Genomic DNA, 20868 nt, shown 5'->3' on the forward strand with positions numbered 1-20868 from the left:
ACTAATCAGTTTCTACTCTTATGCTTAAATGTTAATAAATATCTTAAGTGTAAAACGCTAACACTGTCAAACAAAATTAGACTATTTTCCACCGTACTTTGGGTTAATTAATAAGCAGCCTATCCTTAAATAGGCTACTATACAGTACTAATCCTATCTAATAATAGTACCTATGATAAAAATAACTACAATCCATAACAGGATAAAAAATCCATTCTTCCAATACTCAACTTTATCTTCTTGCTTTTTCCTCTCTTTTACAAATTCAATATAAGCTTGCTTTAATTTATTATCTAGCTCTTCATCTTTTTTATTATTTTGATTCATAAATTATCCTTTAATAACAGGATTGACTGCCATCAAAATTCCGATAACAGGTTCTGTAAAAACTATTCCCGTCTGAATCATAGCCTGAATAAGTGGTACTATTGCCATTATGTTGTATAGTTTGACTCCAGTTATTTCCCTCTGAGTCATAACCACTTTGGTATGTCGTGTTTCCAAAAGTATTAGAGGTTTGCGACCAGCTAGAACCTGTATTTAAATTATATCCATTAACATAGGTTGAATTGCCTAAACGACTTACTGAATAGCTATTCCCAGAGTCATCATAGCAGTTACTAAAAGTATCTGTTCCATAACAAGCTGCGTTAGCAGCTACTGGAACACATAAAGTTAAAATAAATCCAATTGTTGATTTTTTCATAATTTCATTTCACAGTTTAATATCTATTATCAGGGATTATACATTAAAAAATTTGTTCCTTTAGTTTCAGTGTAATTTAATTGTTTAGTGCTTTGTTTCACGTTACTATTGATTGTACTTGTATTATTAATAAATTGAATATTGCCATTACAAAGTTTTATTATATACTCATCAGAACGAGTTTCTTGCTGCTTTAAGGTTCTATAACAATGCTGGTAAGGAGAGTTCATAACTATAATCCCTGCCGCTGCTATTGCCCCAATTGACAATATTAATGTTCCTGCTATTACTGCTTTTAACATATCACTCATAATAATCCTTATTTTTTGAAAGACATACATTCATGCACTGATTCTGAAAATTTAGTATCAGGTGTATAACTCTTTTTAGCACAACCACAAATACCTTTAGTTAATGATGTAATAATTTCATCACTATAAGCCTTACCTGTTTTCTCTGCTTTTTCTGAAATAATAGGCTTTAAATAAAATTCACAATTATCTGGTGAAAGTACACCATCCTTCTTGTCTTGTGCCTCTATTATTCTCATAACAAAACCAACAGCGATAATTACTGCCACTATTAACAGAAAAGATTTGAAAGATTTCATATTAATACCCTATTGTATTTTAAATGAACAAACAAAATTAAGTATACCCTCTCCAACTGAGTCAGGAACTATTGGATTCCAATCAGTTTTATCTTTAAAATCAATACTATGAATAACATCTCCATTTTTTCTACTTACGAGATATATTAATTTTTGCTCTTTTGACTCACAATTGTACAAGTCTCTAGTTTGCTGTTCACAATATTCATCATTTTTTTTACATTTATCTTTAATCATTAATCCCCAAGCTGTTCTCATTTTATTACCCTCAATAGAGTTTGCGTCTATAAAAAATTTCTGCGTGCGATCTAAAGTTTCTCCAGCCAAACGCCAGTCAGTACCTTTTTTCTCTTTATAAACAAAATTATCCTCTACTGCACACCCAGCCAACACCACAGAACTTAAAATAGAAACCAAAAATACCTTTCCTAACATAAAAAAAATCCTCCTAATTAAAACTAATCAGGAGGATAACAAATTATAGATAATTTTACAGTGATCTAATCCACAGTTTCTGCTTTCAATCTTTGTTTAATAATACTTTCTGCCTCACTCATCTGTATTTGTGCAAACTGCTCAAACTCAACAACTAATGCGTGTAAATAGCATCTAAAGTACTCACCGCTACACCCAATTGAATAAATAAGATGATCGTTTGTCGCAATTAACCGCCCTTTTCCCTCACAAGATGGACAAACCCTTTTCTGCTCTCGCCCAATTTCACCCGTACCGTGACAACGAGGGCAAATATTGCTCTTTTTCATTTCTTTAATAACATTAATTCTTAATTCTCTAGCTTCTTTACTGTTTTTATCTATCTCTTTGTTATTTGTTATTTCTTGAGTTTTCCCGATTTCTTTTGTGTAAGCATATTGTGATCGTAAATATCGCCGTCTTAGTGCATTTAGCCGCTTATATTGTGTTGGTAGCGGTATGTCAGCTAATCTATCAATCACATAATTTAATGCTTTTACAGCAAACTTATCTTTAATACCCTTTGCTTCCAGCCATAAATCAATATATTTCGTGAGATAATCTTTTGAGAATTTATCAAACCGATATTTAAGTAATAACAGATGATAGCCAATAAAAGCCTCTTTTTCTGCCTGTGTAAATGCCGCTAAGATTTGCTCTCTATATAGTGTACTACGTCCTCTTGCTATTGATTCTGTACTAACGCAACGAGGATCGAACATCTTAACTAACAACTCAATACTTCTGCTCATCTTAGCTCCTTTAATTTAACTATTACTCTTCCACCTTTTACTACACCAACGCTCTTTACTCGATAATCTTTTATGACTCTATTACTATCCCCTTCAATAATCCCTGATGCTGTAAGTGCGTCAAATAAGGCTTTTTGCAAATTATCTGGATCACGCTCTCTGTTATCTGGGTAATACACATCTATTTGCATTTGTACTGTGCCTTGCAATGGATCAAACTGATTACAGATATTCAATACTTTTTCTCTAAATTCTTTCCCCGTTTTCGATATATAGTGCCGTCCTTGTCTTGTATGCCGCCAGTAATGATTGACACTTGGTGGATATGGCAAGCAGAGTTCTACCCAGTCACTCATAGCTTACCCTCCGTTCTTAATATCGCCTGCGTCCTAATCACCCCCTCGGCATGAGCTAAACGCACAAACTCATAATCTATTTTTCTTGTTCTGCGATCGATTTCATCATGGCAACTACTGCAAGCCCACGCCCCGAATATATCATCAGGCTTCATTCCAACACCGTTAATACCCGCCATTCTAAAATGTGCTAGCACAACGGTTTCAGGATTATGATTACAGATTCCAGGTAATCTCACCTGGCATTCACGCCCTTTCGCTTCCTTTCTTAAATTTGCCATTATCATTCCTCAAAATATAATCACACCAACACACACCCAAAACACTAAGCAGCCCAACATTGATAAGATAAGTCCCCAATTCATTTATCCTCCAAATTAAAAAAACGCATATAGCTGATTAATAATTTTTTGATCGGTTGTATTGTTGAAAATATGCTTTAAAGCGGCATTAATTAATGCTGAATAACATTCTTCAAACTCATCTTGTTCCATATTTCCGTAACTTAATGATTTAGCTTCAACCCGCACCCGTCCATCTATCGTATAACTCACGTCCTTAAAGCCTGCTAACACGGTTAAATGCTTGCGGAATGTGTCAAATTGCTTTCTTTCATCAAAATACTTCCAATCTGTTTTATCTGCGGCCCAATGTTCAAAACAAAATTTAAAAAAGGAAAAGACTTTACGGTGAAATTGAGGATTGCGAGTTCGCTTTACCTCAACTTCGTATATCTCACCATTTTTAAATTTTTGCAGTGCTGGGAGATATATGTCATCTGCTGCAACAAATGTGCCACCAGCACCTTTAACCATTTCAATAATCATTAGTTATCGCCACTCCAGATTTGCAAAATTATCAATATGGACATGACGAATAACTTGCCCCATTGCCTTGTGTCTAGGATCGAATATAGCCAAATGATTCCCTCGACAAACATCAGTCCACTTATCTGTTTCTGGATTTAAAAACTTAATTCGGCCACCAACGATAAATCGAATCTCAGTTGCTTTTTCTGCAACCAGTGAAAACCATTTAGTACTAATATCAACAGGCAAAAGCATCACTACTAAGCAATCGTGATTTTCGTATAACTCAACCGCACGTTTTACAAAACTAAGTGGATCACTGAATGGAGGGTTGATCCAAATGCGTTCGTTTATTAATGGATATGTCAGAAAATCCATCTCTGGTGTAATGTAACGCCCACATTTTGCGTTGTGAGTCAATGCTGCCCCGTCAATCGTAAAATTAAATTCTGCATTTATTTGGTTAAATACAGATAATGGTGTTGGGTATGTGTCTTTATCAAAACTCATTTATTACTCCTCTTCAGGCTCAACACCCAAATCTTTCAAACCAAAGTAGCCGCATGATTTTGTTCGGTTAACCCGGGCATACGGCCCCCATTTTTCAGACTCTTCCCATTTCCCTTCACAGCGAAATCTATCGTCAGACCATTCACCAATAAATGCACTCACCGGCTCACCATCCCATAAATCCGTTAATTCCCCACCGCAGTTTGGGCAAACTAATTTGATGTTATTTTTATCAACACTCATTACTAACCTCTCGCTACTAACGCTTTCAAATTAGCCCAACCTTGTTTCACTTTACCTGGATCTAGGTACTCAACTCTCTCAGGTAATGATCGAGTTGGTTTTGGTAATATTTCCCCTTTTTCTAAGCGCTTTGCCATCTTGTCTAACGCCGTTTTCATCGCCTTTAACTCTTCCGCTTCGCTGTAACCACTACGGATGGATTTATTCGCCAGATCAGTAATCAACCAATATTCCGCATCAGAAATAAACTCAAAACGCTCAATCTCCGCAAAACCACCATTCGCACGAAATTTATTTAAGCGATATTGCAACTCCTCCACGGTCGGCAACCCCAATGCGGCATAATCGTCCGTTTTACACCACGCAATAAATTGCCCTGCGCTAGGAAAAAACGGACTTCCCGACCGTTCCGCCTGCGCAATACCGCACTTGAATTGTGCAGCGGTCGTCACGCCGTTGTTGACCAACGCCTCAAGCCAAAGCCGCTTCGCTTCCTGATAACCTTCCTCGCCATCAAATGCCGCCTGCCACGCCGGGAATATCGCTTTTAATCGGGCAAATAAGCGATCGACAAATTTTGCCACCTGCGGCGGAATTTCTTGCTTGCCTGGCGTTGCTTGATAAGTCGGCTCCTTGCCGACCAAATCCGCCAATTGTGTATTTGCAAAATGACGCATTAAACCCCCCTAACCTCAATCGTTTTGCCACGCCACCAGCTATCGTCATTGTCATCAAATTTTGATTTTTTAGACCGGTTTTGTGGCGTTTCTTGCCAATCCCAACTGGCTTTAAAGCCACGCCAGCCACGCTCAATCATAATTTCCGCCACCTCCGCAAGCGGTAAACCGGCTAAATCTGCTTGTTTTTGTAGGCGCTCCAGTGCAGTTTTTGTAATCGGTGCTTTTTTCGCTTTGCGGTGCGTAATAAAATCTTCAGCCAGCTGTTCCGTGATACCAAACTGTGCCAAAAGCGTGAGCGCAGTCGATTTTTTTTGCGTAGTTTTTTTAATATCTTGTGTAGTATTCTTTTGTGTATTCTTTTGGTTATTGCTCTGCTCATTTTGAACAGACACATCTGTCCATTTTGAACAGTCAGACTGCTCATTTTGAACAGATGGATTGTTATTTTTAACAGTCGATATATCCAAATTGGCAAGACGGTCATAATCAATGGTGTACCACTTTGTTTTATCCATTTTCATCTTGTTGAACTTGTCAGTTGCAATCAATAATCCTCGTGTTTTAACACTCTCTATCGTGCGTCTAATCGTTGATATTGACCAATAACAAAAAATCTCTTGCCATTGTTCATAGGTATTAAATATCCAAGACTTTCCTTCAATATGGTTTTTGCTGTAATTCAACAAATAATGTAGTTGTTGTAAGAAAATCGCTTCATTTAAACCAATTGTTTTTGCTAAAGCAGGTAAGACTTGATGAGGTTGATCATCAATCAATAATTTTCCAATACTCATAACATCAACTCCGTTGCATATTGTTCGGCAATAAAACGCATACCCTCAGCGGTAACTCGAGTTTGCGTATAGTTATGTCCGTGTTCAGCCGTTCCCGTTTTCACCGTAAACAACGGCTTCGCTTTCTCACTGGCAAACGGCAACAACTTGCCTGATTGACGAAACAACAACCGATCTTCGATCAAACGTTCGATCATCGCTTTCTCCGGCATCTTTAAAATTTTCGCGGTTTCACGCAGCGATTTACTGGTGCCAACGTCAACATAATGATCGACAAATGCGGCTTTTGGTTTCAGTTCTTTATTTTCTAAAGCTAATGTTTGATTTTGCTCCGCTAAATCTGCGGCTAAGCGCAAGGCTTCGGGTAATGTTTGGGGGATTTGTGTTTTGATAGGTTGAAATTCACCTTTAAGTACTTTATCGAAAATCTCATAAACTTTTACTTCAAATTCAGGATTAATCCACGCCGCATATTTGTACACTAATTTTTCACATGCATAACAGCCTTGATTTATTCCACCATTGTTTATTTCTAAAGCAGAATGCAAATCTGCATTGTGCTTATCTAATATAGCGACAAACTCTTTTGTCCCTTTTAAGCGCAAAAATTGGCTTGGTGCGTGGATAGGATTTCCACCACTCGCACGATGTAAATCATTTAGACAATATCGTCCTTGACCGTCTTGTCTAATTTCTGTATTATCAATTTTAATTAATTGGTTCATTTAACCTCCTAAACCACCGCTGCAACGGTGGTTTTTTATTACTCCATTTCATCAATCGCTTTTTTAGCTAAAGTGATTAATGCTTTTCTTTCTTCATCATCACTATGCTTCTCTCTGACGACTAAACCTAGTTCATCTAAAAAAGCACAAAACTTATCGAGATGATCGGCTTTGAATCGACAAAGTGTGCTTGGATCCACCCCAATACTTTCTGCGATTTCTTTATCTGTTCTCTCAACAGATTTTCTTCTGATTAAATCCGCAATTCTCATTGCAGATTTGCTTAATTCATTGCGTGCCATTGCGGTTACCTTTGGGTAGATTAAAGTTATGAAAAATTAGCAGGATTGCTGAATTGTTTAATATCATCTGCGGTAACCGCATAATTAGACGCTTGAGCAAGACGTTCCGCATAGTTGGTTTCACCAGTGTATTCAGTTCTCGGCAAACTGTTTGAGGTGCGCCATTTATAAACAGCACGAACTGATACACCACAAATTTCAGAAACTTTACTAGCACCCAAGGTATCAATAAGACTCTTTAAATTTTTCATATTTCATCCTTTATTTGTACATAAAGTACATATTAAGTCATAACTGAAAGTACTTCAATATTTATTTATAATTGAACCAATCGTTCAATAAGGGTAAAAAATGATCTCTGAAGAAAAAATTAGACAAGGTTTTGCAGAACGCTTAACTATCGCCTGTAAATTGAAAGGGCTTCCCGACAAGGGGAAAGGCAAAATGTTAGCCGACTACCTTCATTTAACACCAAAGGCAGTCAGCAAATGGTTTAATGCTGAAACAATGCCATCTCCAGCAAATATCTATGCAATTGCTAAGTTTTTAGATGTATCAAAAGAATGGCTAACATATGGTGATAAAAATGCTTCGTTGGAAACAATTAAACCACAAAGAGCTTATCCATTATTAAGTTCAATACAAGCAGGATTATGGAAAGGAATCAATACATTAGATAACGAGCAAGGCTATGAAATGATACCAAGTACTATTCTAGCCTCTGAAGATTCTTTCTATTTACGAATTGAAGGAAAATCAATGTTGCCTCGTTTTAATGAAGGTGATTTAGTATTAATTGATCCAACGCTTTGCCCATCTCCAGGCGACTTTGTCGCAGCAGTAAATCATGATAATGAGGCTACATTTAAACAATATAAAGAGTTGGGAGAGTTAGATGAATATGGCAGACCTCATTTTGAATTAGTCCCGCTAAATCCAATGTTCCCAAGATTAAACTCTCAATCACACCAAATTAGAATTATTGGTGTAGCTGTACAAAGAATTGAAACACTATAGAATCTGAAGTTCAGAAGCTGAATTTTATTGGGTAGATTTGGTGTGGTGATTGAGTGTAGGTAATAGTATAAAAGATCTGTAGCTAACACTAGAAATTAGATAATTATGTAATTTATAGGAACTAGAAAAATGAGTTTAGATAATGCTATGCAACAATATATTTCCTATTCAATTGGAGAATATCGCTCAAAATTTTTCTCCTCTTGTGACTGTATATGCTACTATGGTGATATTTATTTTGGAGCCATAAGTATTTGGAAACATCAACTCGAACCACACGCAATAACAGCAAAACAACGTGGAGTAAATGAGTTAGTGATTTTTCTCTATACTACAGGGGGTTCAGTAGAAAGTGTAGAGAAAATGGTCGATATGACGAGACGCTTTTATGAAAAAGTCTATTTTGTTATACCAAATATAGCAATGTCTGCTGGTACAATTTGGGCAATGTCTGGAGATAAAATTTATATGAACTATGCATCATCATTAGGTCCTATCGATCCACAGGTTCAATCTCCAGATGGGAAATGGGTTCCGGCTTTAGGCTATCTTGATAAAGCTAATGAAATTATCAAAAAATCAGAAAATGGAAGCGTGACACAGGCTGAATTAATGATGTTAAATCAATTAGATTTAGCACAACTAAGACGTTATGAGCAAGCGGTTGAATTATCAATAGATCTTTTGAAAAAGTGGCTAGTTAAATACAAATTCAAGGAATGGCAAAAAACAGAAACTTCACAAAAAGAAGTGTGTGAAGAAGATAAACTCAATAGAGCAAAAGAAATTGCAAAAAAGTTAAGTGATAACAAAAAATGGCACTCACACGGTAGAATGATCGGAATTGAAGTACTTACATCAGAACTCAAATTATTAATTGATGATTTCACTGATAATCAAGATATGACAGTTTCAACAGAAAATTTACACCAATTATTAATAGAATTTATGTACAAATCACGAAATGAAGTGCTAATATTAGCTACTCCTTATCTAAGTGTAGCAAATTATGACAATGAGGGTGATGAAAATGAGTAAAATATCACAAAAAGTAAAACAAGTCTCTAAGAGCGTTCGAGATCATAAACAAGCTGAGATGATCAAGTCTCTAAAAGATAATGGTTTACTCCCTAGTCCAAAGTTTACACTAGCTTCTGGTCCAGAATTAAATAAAATCAATGCCCGAGTTGCAATAAATCGATTTTGATTACTGTCTCAATAAAAGACGCCTTTATTTTTATATAGAAATTTTATTTATAAACCGCCTACGGCGGTTTTCTTTTACCTTGCCTATTTTCTATCAAACCTTGCTTAATCCAAAAATTATCAATAATTTCAAAACAATAGATAAGTCTATACCCCTTACTTAACCATTATTCTTCCGTGCTTAATCATTTTCTCAAACTAAGAACATCACTTAGTTCAAGTTAAGCGTGTTTTACTTCTAAATTCAAATTTAACGCCTGCATTACCTTAAACACAGTGGCAAATGTTGGATTGCCTCGCCCAGAAAGAGCTTTATATAACCCTTCTCTTGTTACCCCCACTTCTCGAGCAATTTGGCTCATATTACGTGCTTTGGCAATATCTCCTAACGCAGCAAGCAGTAAATCAATATCTCCCTCGCTTAAAATCTCATTAAGATAGAGCTGTATTTCTTCTTCTGTGCGTAAATGTTCTGACATATCAAAGTCTTTTAATTGTTCTGCCATATTAAACTCCTAATATTTTTGCTAACGATTTTGCTTTCTCAATATCCGCTTTCTGTGTGGATTTGTCGCCACCGCATAACAAAATCACAATCACCCCATTCTGATTTTTCAAGTACAGGCGATAGCCTTTCCCTTCTGTTATTCTTAATTCAGATAACCCTTCACCTATCGGCTTTACATCACCAAAATTGCCAAGCTGTAATCGTTTAATCCGCACTTGAATTTTAGCCCTTGCCCTTAAATCCTTGAGATTATCTAGCCATTTATCAAAGGTTTCTGTTGATTTTATCTGAATCATTTTTACTCCTTAGCATAGGTGTATTATAAAACTTATTGCCAATATATGTAAACTATAATTCACACCTTAATCATTCATTTCCCATTTTATTAGAGAAAATCTATCCTCGATAGTTTGAAAATTAAGCAATCAAACACTTTCCCCAAATTTTTATTTTTTTAAAAATCAATCATTTATGAACTTTTAATTCATTTTTTATAATTTTATGTACTTTTAATTCTTTACTTATTTGTACTATTGGTACATAATGTACCCCGTCAAAACGAGATAAACATCTCATTGTTCTTTAACAGATTGGCGTGGCAATGGCTTGTAAGTCACTCACTGCATTAAGTGAGGTAACCCCCGAGCAGAAAACTGTGTCTATTGGCTCTAAGAGAGGTGAGTCTAGAATCAAGGGCAGCACTGCTTACTAGCTTGAGTGCGAAATGCACGGTCGAAAGATTGCTACAACGGTTGGGGAAACAGGCGAACAAGCCCACGAACCGTTATCTAATGCCTGTTTAACCAATAATTATGTTGGATTTTGAGAAAATTTTTAGTGATAGGCGGTTAAGCAGGCATTAGGAAACGCATTGATTAAGAGATCCGCTAAAGGTCTGGGTAATCGTACAATTACTAATTTAAGGATAGCTAAGCCAGAACTTAATTTAGTGCGTTTCTATATCTGATAAGCCTTAAAAAGGAAACATTATGACAAAGCAAAACAAAACCAGTAACTACAGACGTGCAGAAAGTTGTACAGGAAACTCAATTAACGAGCTTCAAAAAGCTGAAATACGAAAGGCGATTCTTTCTGCTATCGAAAATGGATATTACTATCCAAATCTGGCGGAAGATGCTTGCAAAGCAATTTCATATATCAACAACTTCTCAGATGCAATTTGCACAGAAGAATTTGTTGATATTAAAACAAGTGAAATCTTTAGGAAAACTTAACTTTCCCATAAAGAAGCAATTTTATTCATTGCTCTTATGGTTGCAAAATTATTATTTGAGCAATCAAAAACGCCTAATCTATCATCAGAATCAATAAATTTTTGTAAATAATCTCGGCATTGTTCTGCGGAATGCGTTGTAGATCGAACATACCAAACAGACTCAAAGATTTTTACATAAACTCCATAAGTTTTAATTGCATCAATTAAAGCCTTGTAATCACGTTGATTTCTTAAGTCATAAGTAACGATAAGATTTGGCATAACCAACTCCTTATTTGTTGTGAGAGAGTTTTGATTATATTCCTTAGCGTTGTGAGAGACAATAAGGGACTTGAGCCTTGCAAGTATAAAGAAAGGCAATACGCATAAATAACAACATTTTGCCCTCTACCCAAGAGGTTTTTTTTAAAGTTAATTCTATGAGTGAGCTTTAAAAAGAAAAGAGAAAGGAGAAACACAATGAACGACTACGACACATTTGAAGAAGAATTACCAATCAAGAAGATCAAGAGTATGACCCTGACGACAGCTTCGATCCACGTGAATGTGATCGAGCTGCTGAAATCTGGGAAAGACAGTTTTTAGATAATTTTTATTACAGAGCCTAGAACAATCTAGGCTTTTATTTTAGGATCCAAAAATATGAATACTATTCTAATATCAGCTTTAACCGCATTAATCATTTCATTACTTGTGCATTGGTTTACCGTTACACAAGTAACGAAATGGTTTGATAATTTCTTTGAGGAAGAAACTAAAACTTTAGAAAAATATGCAAAAGATATTGAGAAAATAGTCAAAGAAAGACTAGAAAAACTATAGGCAGACTTTAAAGAAATTTCGTCCAATATCATATGATAATGACCAGCCGATTTAAGTATGAATTACTCTATTTTTAGGCTAGATAGCAGGTATTAAAATTAAATTTTTTCAAAAATTTTAGTATGTTATACTGCAAAAACCTATCATTATTTTAGAGGCTAAAAATGCCAAACCCATTTCATCGATTGGGCAGCGTTGAAGGAATAAATGCAAAATCAACAGCTCTTTCCCCTATTTTATGGATATTAGGCGTTCTATTTTCAGGAATGAGTATTTTATACTGGGTAACACAAAAGGAATTTGTGATTTACGTTGGGTTTGCCCTAATTTTTATAGTCTTAGTGTTTGCATTATATTCTTATAATCATTTTATGAAGACTGATCCGGATTTTCTCCGTTCTGAAAGTTTTAAATTAACAAAATTGGCAATGGAAAAAGGGCATATTGGAGATACATCACAAGGATTGCAAGTAGAAAAACAACTAACAAATCAAAACACGAAGGTAATTGAAGTTGAGGATTCAAATGACTAAAAAATATATTATTATTGTTAATGATGATATTAATGCCGAGTCTGAAGACAAAATTACACGTTTTTTTCAAGCTAAAAAAGCTAACTTCTGGCATTGGGTTCACAATGTATGGATTGTTGTTAGTGATAACTTTTCACTTATTGAGATTAGAGAATCAATAAGATTGATCCATTCCGGTACAGTATTGGTTTTTAGAATGGATGACGGCAAATTATCAGGATACGCTCCAGCCAAAAGTGGTGATTGGTTAAGAGAGTATTGGAATGAGGGGAAACGCTACACGCCTGATGAGTCTGATTAAACTTAATAGTGTTATCATTGACACCGCCCCGCTCTTATATTAGGATATAACCACTTTCAGCAAAATCTGAAAGTCGGGATTGGCGTCCTGAGTGTTACGAGCGGTCAAAAATAACAGTCGCTCAAAGCGGCTTTTTTTATAGCCGAAAATCAGAAAATCAAAACCTTTTTAAAGGTATCCCCAAAATGGGGAACCCTTTAAAACTTCTATAAAGGGTAACTCAATTTGAGACCCCCTTTAAAAAAGTAGTCAATGATGGGCTGATTGAGGGGATCGAAAGATCCACCGTTTCTCGTAACACGGTACGCCAACCTTGATCAGTTCATCACCAGTAATTGGCGTTACTTGTGATGAGTTTTTAAAATTTGTTGCGAGATTTAAATTATGACTACATTAACTTTTCAAACAACAACCCTTTCGGTTATCAATCAACACAATCAATCTTGGTTATTAGCTTCTGAAGTAGGAAAAGCATTGGGGTATCCACACCCAATCAAAGGCATTCAAAAGATTTACGACCGCCACGCTGACGAATTTACACCAAATATGACCGCACTTATTAATATGCAAACTAACGGCGGAATGCAAAAAGTGCGAATTTTCAGCTTGCGTGGTGCTCACCTAATCGGAATGCTTTCACACACCAAAGTTGCCAAAGAATTTAGAAAATGGGTGCTTGATATTCTTGATAGAGAAACGCAACAACAAGAACACCTACCACTTGCAGAAGCCGAAGCAGACGAAGAAGCAATCCGTATTATAGCCAATCTTTACCACTCACTTAACGGTGCATATGAAATGGGCGTTAAAATCCGCAAAGAATATCCACACCTTGGTAGAGATATAGACAAATTTATTGGTGGGCATTATCTCTATAATCTCAATATGCCAACTGAAAACGCCTTAGAGCGAGCCAGAAAGTATGTTCAAGCAAAAAGTGAACGCATTATGTTCATTAAAGGAATGTTAAGCCTGCTTGAACAACAGCCAAAACCCAAACGATTAACTAACTTCTAAACATTTAATCCAAATAAACCGCCTTACCTTACTTTTTAGTGAGGCGGTTTTCTACACATTAAATTCAATAAAAGGAGTATACAAATGAACTTTCCCAATAAAATTAATGCAAAAAATATTAATTGTACCGATATTAAACGGAAACATATTGCTTATTTTGATACACCACATCAGGCAACATCTCAGCGACAACAATTTTCACAAGATGTTCATCACGAATATTCATCAAAACATGAGCAAGCTCTTCCATCACACAAGCCTTTTGAAGAGGAGAAGGTAACGACAACATCACATTCAAATCAAGAAAAACAAAGTTCTCAATCGCTATGTGTAGAGCAGGTTCAAGTATCTGTACCGATAAAACTGAATTTGACATTGACAGTTCAAATGGACACGAACCAACAATTACATTCACCGTTTTGTTCAGATGAACAAATTGCGAAATGGTCTGAATAGATTGAGCAATATTATCCAACAAATGTGCGTGTTTTTCCGAAATTTCTGCCATTTCAATTTTAAAAAATGGGCGAGTTTCCATAGGTAGTTTCTGATAAATATAAGTAGAATCTAGCATTATTTATCTCCTATATTGGTTGTATGCAAACACCAATATACCACGTTGGCGAGCGTGGAAAAATAACTCGCCAAAGATTTGACACCCACCGCTCTATCGTATTAAGATTTTTTTATCGGGGAAAGATAGGTGTAATACAATACTCGAAAGAGAAATAAGCCCATACTGTAAACAGTAAATAGAAAGAGCTAACCGCGACTTTCATCGGGACTGTTGAATGGTAAGTTGATCCCCGATATTGACAACCCCAAACTTTTATACTACTATCCGCCATAGGTGTCAGAACCTTTTTCAAACGGCGGTAGTAAACGGATCGCCAAGTGCGGTCTTTTTTTATGCCGAAATCTCGTTAAGTCGAGAGGGCGACTAATACAATACCTTCGGGGAATACGTCCACCTTTACCGTTTGAAAGGTTCTGAACCTCTCGGCACCAGTGTCAGAACTGGTAACTTTCAGAAAAACAAACGGAGACAGTCAAAATGACTACACAATTATCAATTCTAAAAACATCTATCCGCACTTTAGATAATCTTTACTCTCTTACAGATCTGCATAAAGCTAGTGGCGGAGATGAAAAACATAAACCAGTTTTATTTCTACGCTTAGATCAAACTAAAGATCTAATTTCAGAAATTCAAAATGACAAAGTACAGATCTGTACTTTGCCAGTAAAAACAGTTCGTGGCGGAAGAAATCCTAGTACATATGCTTGCAAAGAGCTAGTTATTGCTTACGCTGCCTGGATAAGCCCAGCTTTTCATTTAGTTGTATTACGAGCTTTCTTAAACCAAATTGAAAGTAAGCAAAAACAAATTGCTCTACCTGAACCACAAAAACCTAAAACGATCGAAATTGATACAGATGTTTTAGACGCACTTCTAACATACTGCAAGTTAGCAAAACAGCACGGCGAACAACTCAAACCCGCTATGCGAACACTCTATTCTGCACTTGGTTTAGATCCATACATTAGAAACAACTTCGCAGCCCAAGCACATGATTTAGCTTTTGAGTTCAATCATTGGATTAACGAAGCCGAAAAAGCTTACCTTTCTCAAACTGCACCAAGATTGAGATAAATCAACTATTACCGCCTTACCTTACTTTTTAGTGAGGCGGTTTATTGCACCCTAAATTCAGTAAATTGTTCAAATAAGGAGCAAAAAATGAAATTCACACTAGAGCCGATTTACCTTATTACCGCATTAATCATCGCCGTTGTCTTAGGCATTAGTTGCCAACCGCAACCCGTCAAAGCTCTGGAAAAAGACACCGACTATTACGACCACACGCTCAACCTTGAAACTACCTTAAGCGAGGAAAAGCAACAATGGCAACAATGGGCAAAAGAAGAATGGGAAAAGGAACACAGCAATTTACAAACACCGCTAACAGCAGAACACGAAGCTGAAATCAGAGAACGATTAGCTAAGGGGGTAAGATGATGGATATTTTTGAACAGCTTAATCAACAAGCGAAACAGCTTAACCGCCAACGGCTTGAAATGTTATTTCATCAACTCACGTTAGCGCTACACCAATACCGCACGGACGAACAATGGAACGGCTACTTTGCAACGCTTTTGGAACAACACGATTATCAGGACATTGTTAACGCTATTGAGCGCTTACCGATTGAGGCGCAGACAAGAGAAAGGTTGCGCCACTTACTGGAGGTTAATCAGTTTTATTCCGTGCAAGAAAACGAAAACGCTGACCACAGAACCTTTAACCAATTTGATTTTTAGGAGAAACCTATGAGTTTATACGACCTATCCGAACGATTAAAAAACATTAATGAATTGCTTGATGATGAAGAATTTACCAATGAGCAAGCCGTGATTGACTGCTTTAATAATTTGGAAATGGAGTTCAGCGCCAAAATAGAAGAGGTCTACAAACATTATAAAGAGATTGACCTGTTGGCTAAAAATGCGAAAGAGGAGAAACAACGCATTGAAACTATTCAAAAATCTTATGAAAGCAGAAAACAGCGAATCAGAAACCTGATTTATGCGGCTATGGCAAACAGTGAGATTAAAAAGGTAGAAACGCCTATTTTAAAACTCACCATGACAAAACCTATTCCATCATCATTAAAAATTGACGATAACGCTAAAATCCCAGATAACTTTTTTATTATGCAAGAGCCTAAACTGGATTTATCAGGTTTAAAAGAAGCCGTTAAAAACGGTTTACAGATTGACGGCGTAGAGCTAATTAGCAAACCACAACTAAGGGGATTGTAATGGGAAATATTTATCAAAAGCTCGCACAAGCAAGGGTTGAATTACAAAATAAAGGGCTAAAGAAAAGCGGAGAGAATAAATTCTCTGGCTTTACTTACTTTGAATTAAGTGATTTTTTGCCGAGCATTAATGATATTTTTAATCAAATTGGCTTATGCGGCATTGTGTCATTTACACAAGAATTGGCGACATTAACGATTCACAATACAGAGAATGACGAAAAGCTTGTTATCACATCTCCAATGGAACAAGCAACGGTTAAAGGCTGCCAACCTATCCAGAATTTGGGCGCTATCCAAACTTACCAGCGCCGCTATCTGTATCTTTCAGCGCTGGAAATTGTTGAAAACGATCGGCTAGATAAAGAAGTGAGCAACCCTGCACAAATAACGCAAGAAAAATCACAAAAACCTCAAAGCAAAGAAGCGGTATTGCAAAAGTTTATCGCCACTCTCAATAGCACAACCAATATTGAAGCTGTAAATGAACAATGGGTAAAAAGTGAGTCATACTTTGATAAACGCCATCCAGAGATAAAAGAGAGGGCTTACGCCGCTTATATTAACCGATACACTGAATTAGGAGGACAATGATGGCAGGCGTAAATCGTGCAATTATATTAGGGAATTTAGGACAAAACCCTGAAATCCGCACAATGCAAAACGGCGATCTAGTAGCCAATATCAGCGTAGCCACTAGTGAACGTTGGCAGGATAAACAGACCAACGAATGGAAAGAACAGACTGAATGGCACAGAATTGTACTTTATCGGCGGTTAGCGGAAATTGCGGAGCAATACCTTAAAAAAGGCTCAAAAGTCTATGTGGAGGGGCGTATCAAAACCCGAAAATGGCAAGACAAAAATGGGCAAGAACGCTACATCACAGAAATTCAAGGCGACAGCTTGCAGATGCTGGATAGTAAACAAGATGCACAGAACGCACCGCAAACTCAAGCACCGCAAGCGACAACGGTTAATAATACTTATGCTAAGGCAAAACAAAGCGGCATACCGAAAACCCCGCCACCGACTGATTTTGATGATATGCCTTTTTAACTCATCTAACTTCGAAATTTAGACAACTTTAGACAAACCGCCACCGCAAAGGTGGCTTTTTTATTACCAAAAATAGGAGAAAACACTATGGCAAAAACTGATATTCACGAGTTCTTCAGTGAACTTGATGCAGGAATTTTTGAAAACAAATTAGCAACCGCTCTTTCTGAAGTTGCAATTGGTGCAATTACACACGACAAGGCTGGAAAAGTCGTTGTTGAATTTACCGTTAAAAAAATGGATAGCGATCAACCAGCCGTGCAAATCCAACATAAATTAAGTTATGTCAAACCAACTAAGAGAGGTAAATCATCAGAAGAAGATACCACCGCAACACCAATGTATGTACACAAGGGTGGTGCAATTTGTGCAACGCCAGATAAAGAACAAATGCCAATATTCAAAGAAAGTGACGACCCAGCATTTGATAAAAAGTTAAAAGTAATGTAATCAAGGAGTAACTATGGAACAAACAAACTTAGAACAAATTAAAGATTTAGTGTTATCAAGTGTGCATATCGGTAACAGTGATTATCCGGTTGCTATTTTGCCTAAAGATGTCAATATCGTATCACTTGAAAAACATAATCAATTCCGTAATCAGTTTCGTGCAAAATTCAGCACAGCTAACTTTGATAGCTTAGTTGCATACGCAAAGCTGCATAATCAAGATAATGCTAAATGCTTTATTGATGAACAAAATCTTAGTGCAGAGATTATTTTTGATGTTGGCACTTTAGAACAACCTCTTCATGCAACACACCGTGCATTACTCAATATGCAGAAAACAGCTGCTTATAGTGCATTATTAGATTTCCAAGGCAGACGACACGACCAACGTGCATTCTCCGAATGGTTAGAAGATTGGGGTGATTTTATTACGCCATATACTGATGATGAGGAGAAAATGTCTATAACAAATGCAGTGCAAGCAGTGCGTAAAATTACATTAGATTACGCACGCAATGAAGAACACGAAGTCAGCGATTTTGCCACATCAAAATCAGCAATGGAAAGGGTAGAAGCTAAAAGCAAATTGCAAATGCCAAAATACTTTGTATTTAATACCGAAACATACAAAGGATTAAGCTGCCAAGCATTTACGTTACGACTATCAATTTTAACTGGCGGAGATTATCCAATTTTAGTTGCACGATTAATTAAAATGGAACAGATACAAGAAGCCATTGCAAAAGAGTTTTCAGATAAGCTAACGAATGCACTTAATGGTACAGGCATTACTGTGAATATTGGAGAAATTGATATTTAACGTTAATACTTACAACTAAGCCTAGCCATTGCTAGGCTTTTTTATTGGAGGAATATCAAGCAATGTCAAGACACAACACAAAGCAACATCAGTGGCATAGCACTGCAAAACGTGACTATCCGAAGCTAGACGGGTTATATCGAGTGAGAATTATGTTATCAAATGGAAAGTTACACACGTTCGAAAATTACTACTCATTAAAACACGGCTTCACTTTTGATAATACGATGCGCGATCGCGGAGATACGATGCGGATTTTAGAATGGCATGATGGCTGGGAGAATTAAGTATGATCGAATATCACAATATGGATTGTGTAACGGCATTAAAAAAGTACAAAGATAAATATTTTGATTTAGCTATTGTTGATCCGCCATATTTTGATGGACCTAATAAACGGCAGTTTTATGGCAGAAAAATGAGCCCAATTGGGGTACAACGGTTTTATACCCCGACAGACACCTGGACTGTTCCCACTGCAGATTATTTTGAAGAATTATTCAGAGTTAGCAAACATCAAATAATCTGGGGAGTTAATTATTTTAATTATACATTTGGCCCAGGTCGCATTATCTGGGATAAGGTTAATGGTAAAAGTTCTTTCAGCGATTGTGAAATCGCATACTGCAGTTTACACGATAGCGTAAGGCTTTTTCGTTATATGTGGAACGGTATGCTGCAAGGTAAAAGTATTGAGGAAGGTCATGTAGCACAAGGCAACAAAAGACTAAATGAAAAACGCATACATCCAACACAAAAACCCGTGAATTTATATCTATGGCTATTACAAAGATACGCCAAAGCTGGCCAACTTATTCTAGATACGCATGTCGGCAGCGGTAGTAGTTTGATTGCTTGCAAAAAATTAGGCTTTGATGCCGTAGGGTTTGAACTCAATCCACATTACTACGCATTATCAAAAGAACGCATAGACAGTTGTTTATAGAGGTAAGTATGACTGACATTAATCAAGATTTTTATTTTAAAAAAGACTTATTTCAGATGTTCAATGTTTTTCAAAAATCACGGTTAATCAAAGTGCTTAATAAAAATGGAATAAATTTTTTCTTAACATTAGCTGGAGACCCATTTGTACATAAAGATGAATTCAATCGCAAGTCAAAAAAACGGGTTAACGTAGAACCTACTATAGACACAGAATGGACACCTAATATTATTAAAAGAGGTGATCAAAATGGCAAGACCTCGAAAAAACGAGAATAACGGCTTACCGCAGCATCTACTTTGCCGACGCAGAAAGAGAAAAAACGGAAAGTTAGTAAATTACTATTACTACGTTCAAGCGGACGGAAAAGAAATCTCTCTAAAAACTAATGATAAACACATCGCAGTACTCAAAGCTGCAGAATTAAATCTCGATAGGACCACTCAAAGCGAAATCACAACATTTATCACTGTCGCTACTCGGTATCTCAATTCACAGCTTGATAATAAAGCAAAATCTACCCAAGACAATTATAGGTGGGCCACGAATAGACTGATGTCGTTTTTCGGAGATCCACCGCTTCAACTTGAGAAAATACAAGCAAAGCACATCAAAATGTATCTTGAATGGCGAAAAGATACGCCACGAGCCGCCAATTTTGAGGTTGAAATGTTTCATCGTATTTGGTCTTTTGCAAGAGAGTGGGGATACACTAATTTAATCTGCCCAACAGATGGCGTGACTAAATACACGCTTGAATCAAGAGATGTATATGTTGAGGACCACATCTATAACAAAATCTATGAACTTGCAGATCAAGATATGAAGGATCTAATGGATATTGCGTATTTAACTGGCCAAAGACCGATTGATGTTTGTAATATCCATACAAGTCACATATTTGACGGAATATTGCATATTACACAACAAAAAACAAAAGCTAAAGTGAGAATTAACTTAATCGGACAGCTTGCAGAAATTATAACAAGACGAATGGAAACGCACGAATGTTATTTATTTTTGCACTCACGAGGAGGGAAACTAAGAAGAACAACTCTTAGCGAAAGATTCCGTAATTTGCGGAAAGTTGCATTAGAAAAATACCCTGAACTGGCAGATGAGATTACTGAATTTCAATTCAGAGATCTGCGTGCAAAAGCAGGTACTGAT

At 36.5% G+C, this 20868-nt stretch carries 41 protein-coding genes; 21 read left to right on the forward strand and 20 right to left on the reverse strand.

What is annotated here, in order from left to right; translation table 11 throughout:
- Positions 1-153: 153 nt before the first annotated feature.
- The 16 genes from PF272_RS08335 to PF272_RS08410 all read right to left on the reverse strand — a co-directional run bounded on the left by PF272_RS08335 (position 154) and on the right by PF272_RS08410 (position 7212).
- On the reverse strand, positions 154-327 hold the full coding sequence (locus PF272_RS08335) for a hypothetical protein (protein WP_271142381.1): 174 nt from the start codon (positions 325-327) through the stop codon (positions 154-156).
- 10 nt (positions 328-337) lie between these two features.
- Entirely contained in the window at positions 338-706 is a 369-nt protein-coding gene (locus tag PF272_RS08340; RefSeq protein ID WP_271142382.1) for a hypothetical protein, read from the reverse strand.
- A 29-nt stretch (positions 707-735) separates the two neighbouring features.
- On the reverse strand, positions 736-1017 hold the full coding sequence (locus tag PF272_RS08345) for a hypothetical protein (RefSeq protein WP_271142383.1): 282 nt from the start codon (positions 1015-1017) through the stop codon (positions 736-738).
- Positions 1018-1025: 8 nt separating this feature from the next.
- Complete coding sequence (locus PF272_RS08350) at positions 1026-1316, reverse strand: hypothetical protein (protein ID WP_271142384.1); 291 nt, start codon at positions 1314-1316, stop codon at positions 1026-1028.
- A gap of 9 nt (positions 1317-1325) precedes the next feature.
- Positions 1326-1751, reverse strand: a complete 426-nt coding sequence (locus PF272_RS08355; RefSeq protein ID WP_271142385.1) for a surface-adhesin E family protein — start codon at positions 1749-1751, stop codon at positions 1326-1328.
- 65 nt (positions 1752-1816) lie between these two features.
- Positions 1817-2542 (reverse strand): TIGR02642 family protein, encoded by a 726-nt coding sequence (locus PF272_RS08360; RefSeq protein WP_271142386.1) that lies wholly within the window; start codon positions 2540-2542, stop codon positions 1817-1819.
- Entirely contained in the window at positions 2539-2898 is a 360-nt protein-coding gene (locus PF272_RS08365; protein WP_271142387.1) for a RusA family crossover junction endodeoxyribonuclease, read from the reverse strand. The genes PF272_RS08360 and PF272_RS08365 overlap by 4 nt, the downstream gene beginning before the upstream one ends.
- Positions 2895-3185 carry a DUF1364 domain-containing protein gene (locus tag PF272_RS08370; RefSeq protein ID WP_413789441.1) on the reverse strand — a complete coding sequence of 97 codons (291 nt, stop codon included), beginning with the start codon at positions 3183-3185 and terminating at the stop codon, positions 2895-2897. Before PF272_RS08370 ends, PF272_RS08365 begins: the two co-directional genes overlap by 4 nt.
- 90 nt (positions 3186-3275) lie before the next feature.
- Positions 3276-3725: a DUF1367 family protein gene (locus PF272_RS08375; protein WP_039083463.1), complete on the reverse strand. Its 450-nt coding sequence runs from the start codon at positions 3723-3725 to the stop codon at positions 3276-3278.
- 3 nt (positions 3726-3728) lie between these two features.
- Positions 3729-4217 (reverse strand): DNA N-6-adenine-methyltransferase, encoded by a 489-nt coding sequence (locus PF272_RS08380; protein ID WP_271142389.1) that lies wholly within the window; start codon positions 4215-4217, stop codon positions 3729-3731.
- A gap of 3 nt (positions 4218-4220) precedes the next feature.
- Positions 4221-4460 carry a hypothetical protein gene (locus tag PF272_RS08385; protein WP_039083465.1) on the reverse strand — a complete coding sequence of 80 codons (240 nt, stop codon included), beginning with the start codon at positions 4458-4460 and terminating at the stop codon, positions 4221-4223.
- A gap of 2 nt (positions 4461-4462) precedes the next feature.
- On the reverse strand, positions 4463-5044 hold the full coding sequence (locus PF272_RS08390; RefSeq protein ID WP_271142390.1) for a replication protein P: 582 nt from the start codon (positions 5042-5044) through the stop codon (positions 4463-4465).
- 92 nt (positions 5045-5136) lie between these two features.
- Positions 5137-5934, reverse strand: coding sequence for a hypothetical protein (locus tag PF272_RS08395; RefSeq protein WP_271142391.1), 798 nt, complete (start codon positions 5932-5934; stop codon positions 5137-5139).
- Positions 5931-6659 carry a KilA-N domain-containing protein gene (locus PF272_RS08400; protein ID WP_039173576.1) on the reverse strand — a complete coding sequence of 243 codons (729 nt, stop codon included), beginning with the start codon at positions 6657-6659 and terminating at the stop codon, positions 5931-5933. Before PF272_RS08400 ends, PF272_RS08395 begins: the two co-directional genes overlap by 4 nt.
- A 38-nt stretch (positions 6660-6697) precedes the next feature.
- On the reverse strand, positions 6698-6961 hold the full coding sequence (locus PF272_RS08405) for a CII family transcriptional regulator (RefSeq protein WP_013747126.1): 264 nt from the start codon (positions 6959-6961) through the stop codon (positions 6698-6700).
- 26 nt (positions 6962-6987) lie between these two features.
- A complete protein-coding gene (locus tag PF272_RS08410) occupies positions 6988-7212 on the reverse strand; it encodes a helix-turn-helix domain-containing protein (protein WP_052119781.1) in 225 nt (74 codons plus the stop codon).
- Between the two features lie 100 nt (positions 7213-7312).
- On the opposite strand from PF272_RS08410, the gene PF272_RS08415 reads away from it, so the two are divergent.
- The 3 genes from PF272_RS08415 (at position 7313) to PF272_RS08425 (ending at position 9185) form a co-directional block, all read left to right on the forward strand.
- Positions 7313-7978 (forward strand): LexA family transcriptional regulator, encoded by a 666-nt coding sequence (locus PF272_RS08415; protein WP_094873156.1) that lies wholly within the window; start codon positions 7313-7315, stop codon positions 7976-7978.
- Positions 7979-8107: 129 nt separating this feature from the next.
- Positions 8108-9016: an SDH family Clp fold serine proteinase gene (locus tag PF272_RS08420; protein WP_271142392.1), complete on the forward strand. Its 909-nt coding sequence runs from the start codon at positions 8108-8110 to the stop codon at positions 9014-9016.
- Positions 9009-9185: a hypothetical protein gene (locus PF272_RS08425; RefSeq protein WP_271142393.1), complete on the forward strand. Its 177-nt coding sequence runs from the start codon at positions 9009-9011 to the stop codon at positions 9183-9185. The genes PF272_RS08420 and PF272_RS08425 overlap by 8 nt, the downstream gene beginning before the upstream one ends.
- A 220-nt stretch (positions 9186-9405) precedes the next feature.
- Here the strand turns inward: PF272_RS08425 and PF272_RS08430 are convergent, their stop codons facing one another.
- Together PF272_RS08430 and PF272_RS08435 are read right to left on the reverse strand one after the other, a co-directional pair.
- Positions 9406-9690, reverse strand: coding sequence for an addiction module antidote protein (locus PF272_RS08430; RefSeq protein ID WP_271142394.1), 285 nt, complete (start codon positions 9688-9690; stop codon positions 9406-9408).
- 1 nt (position 9691) lies between these two features.
- Positions 9692-9988, reverse strand: a complete 297-nt coding sequence (locus tag PF272_RS08435) for a type II toxin-antitoxin system RelE/ParE family toxin (RefSeq protein ID WP_065235130.1) — start codon at positions 9986-9988, stop codon at positions 9692-9694.
- A gap of 693 nt (positions 9989-10681) precedes the next feature.
- Between PF272_RS08435 and PF272_RS08440 the strand changes: the two genes are divergently transcribed.
- A complete protein-coding gene (locus PF272_RS08440; protein WP_271142395.1) occupies positions 10682-10927 on the forward strand; it encodes a hypothetical protein in 246 nt (81 codons plus the stop codon).
- Here the strand turns inward: PF272_RS08440 and PF272_RS08445 are convergent.
- Positions 10924-11190 carry a hypothetical protein gene (locus tag PF272_RS08445; protein ID WP_039081969.1) on the reverse strand — a complete coding sequence of 89 codons (267 nt, stop codon included), beginning with the start codon at positions 11188-11190 and terminating at the stop codon, positions 10924-10926. The genes PF272_RS08440 and PF272_RS08445 overlap by 4 nt on opposite strands.
- 198 nt (positions 11191-11388) lie before the next feature.
- On the opposite strand from PF272_RS08445, the gene PF272_RS08450 reads away from it, so the two are divergent.
- The 5 genes from PF272_RS08450 to PF272_RS08470 all read left to right on the forward strand — a co-directional run bounded on the left by PF272_RS08450 (position 11389) and on the right by PF272_RS08470 (position 13602).
- On the forward strand, positions 11389-11514 hold the full coding sequence (locus tag PF272_RS08450) for a hypothetical protein (RefSeq protein WP_271142396.1): 126 nt from the start codon (positions 11389-11391) through the stop codon (positions 11512-11514).
- 57 nt (positions 11515-11571) lie between these two features.
- Positions 11572-11751 (forward strand): hypothetical protein, encoded by a 180-nt coding sequence (locus PF272_RS08455; RefSeq protein ID WP_039081970.1) that lies wholly within the window; start codon positions 11572-11574, stop codon positions 11749-11751.
- A gap of 164 nt (positions 11752-11915) precedes the next feature.
- Positions 11916-12284, forward strand: a complete 369-nt coding sequence (locus PF272_RS08460) for a hypothetical protein (protein ID WP_271142397.1) — start codon at positions 11916-11918, stop codon at positions 12282-12284.
- A complete protein-coding gene (locus PF272_RS08465) occupies positions 12277-12585 on the forward strand; it encodes a hypothetical protein (RefSeq protein WP_039081972.1) in 309 nt (102 codons plus the stop codon). The genes PF272_RS08460 and PF272_RS08465 overlap by 8 nt, the downstream gene beginning before the upstream one ends.
- A 384-nt stretch (positions 12586-12969) precedes the next feature.
- A complete protein-coding gene (locus tag PF272_RS08470) occupies positions 12970-13602 on the forward strand; it encodes a BRO-N domain-containing protein (protein ID WP_271142398.1) in 633 nt (210 codons plus the stop codon).
- 133 nt (positions 13603-13735) lie between these two features.
- On the opposite strand, the gene PF272_RS08475 is transcribed toward PF272_RS08470, so the two are convergent.
- Positions 13736-14176, reverse strand: a complete 441-nt coding sequence (locus PF272_RS08475) for a hypothetical protein (protein WP_271142399.1) — start codon at positions 14174-14176, stop codon at positions 13736-13738.
- Between the two features lie 480 nt (positions 14177-14656).
- Between PF272_RS08475 and PF272_RS08480 the strand changes: the two genes are divergently transcribed.
- The 12 genes from PF272_RS08480 to PF272_RS08535 form a co-directional block, all read left to right on the forward strand.
- The gene (locus PF272_RS08480) at positions 14657-15256 is read left to right on the forward strand and encodes a KilA-N domain-containing protein (RefSeq protein WP_271142400.1); all 600 of its coding nucleotides are present in this window, start codon (positions 14657-14659) and stop codon (positions 15254-15256) included.
- An 87-nt stretch (positions 15257-15343) separates the two neighbouring features.
- Complete coding sequence (locus PF272_RS08485) at positions 15344-15622, forward strand: hypothetical protein (protein WP_271142401.1); 279 nt, start codon at positions 15344-15346, stop codon at positions 15620-15622.
- Positions 15619-15924, forward strand: a complete 306-nt coding sequence (locus PF272_RS08490) for a hypothetical protein (protein WP_271142402.1) — start codon at positions 15619-15621, stop codon at positions 15922-15924. Before PF272_RS08485 ends, PF272_RS08490 begins: the two co-directional genes overlap by 4 nt.
- Positions 15925-15933: 9 nt before the next feature.
- Positions 15934-16425 (forward strand): siphovirus Gp157 family protein, encoded by a 492-nt coding sequence (locus PF272_RS08495; RefSeq protein WP_271142403.1) that lies wholly within the window; start codon positions 15934-15936, stop codon positions 16423-16425.
- Complete coding sequence (locus PF272_RS08500; protein WP_271142404.1) at positions 16425-17018, forward strand: ERF family protein; 594 nt, start codon at positions 16425-16427, stop codon at positions 17016-17018. Before PF272_RS08495 ends, PF272_RS08500 begins: the two co-directional genes overlap by 1 nt.
- The gene (gene ssb / locus PF272_RS08505) at positions 17018-17482 is read left to right on the forward strand and encodes a single-stranded DNA-binding protein (protein WP_271142410.1); all 465 of its coding nucleotides are present in this window, start codon (positions 17018-17020) and stop codon (positions 17480-17482) included. The genes PF272_RS08500 and ssb overlap by 1 nt, the downstream gene beginning before the upstream one ends.
- A gap of 87 nt (positions 17483-17569) precedes the next feature.
- Complete coding sequence (locus PF272_RS08510) at positions 17570-17932, forward strand: hypothetical protein (protein WP_271142405.1); 363 nt, start codon at positions 17570-17572, stop codon at positions 17930-17932.
- A gap of 13 nt (positions 17933-17945) precedes the next feature.
- The gene (locus PF272_RS08515; protein ID WP_271142406.1) at positions 17946-18752 is read left to right on the forward strand and encodes a DUF2303 family protein; all 807 of its coding nucleotides are present in this window, start codon (positions 17946-17948) and stop codon (positions 18750-18752) included.
- A gap of 62 nt (positions 18753-18814) precedes the next feature.
- Complete coding sequence (locus PF272_RS08520) at positions 18815-19039, forward strand: hypothetical protein (protein ID WP_039081053.1); 225 nt, start codon at positions 18815-18817, stop codon at positions 19037-19039.
- A 2-nt stretch (positions 19040-19041) separates the two neighbouring features.
- Positions 19042-19698: a DNA methyltransferase gene (locus PF272_RS08525; protein WP_271142407.1), complete on the forward strand. Its 657-nt coding sequence runs from the start codon at positions 19042-19044 to the stop codon at positions 19696-19698.
- An 8-nt stretch (positions 19699-19706) separates the two neighbouring features.
- Positions 19707-19976 carry a hypothetical protein gene (locus PF272_RS08530; RefSeq protein WP_271142408.1) on the forward strand — a complete coding sequence of 90 codons (270 nt, stop codon included), beginning with the start codon at positions 19707-19709 and terminating at the stop codon, positions 19974-19976.
- The coding region (locus PF272_RS08535; protein ID WP_271142409.1) for a tyrosine-type recombinase/integrase at positions 19948-20868 on the forward strand (921 nt) is incomplete at its 3' end. The genes PF272_RS08530 and PF272_RS08535, both read left to right, overlap by 29 nt.

The organism is Gallibacterium faecale, from assembly GCF_027920745.1.
Taxonomy (GTDB): Bacteria; Pseudomonadota; Gammaproteobacteria; order Enterobacterales; family Pasteurellaceae; genus Gallibacterium; species Gallibacterium faecale.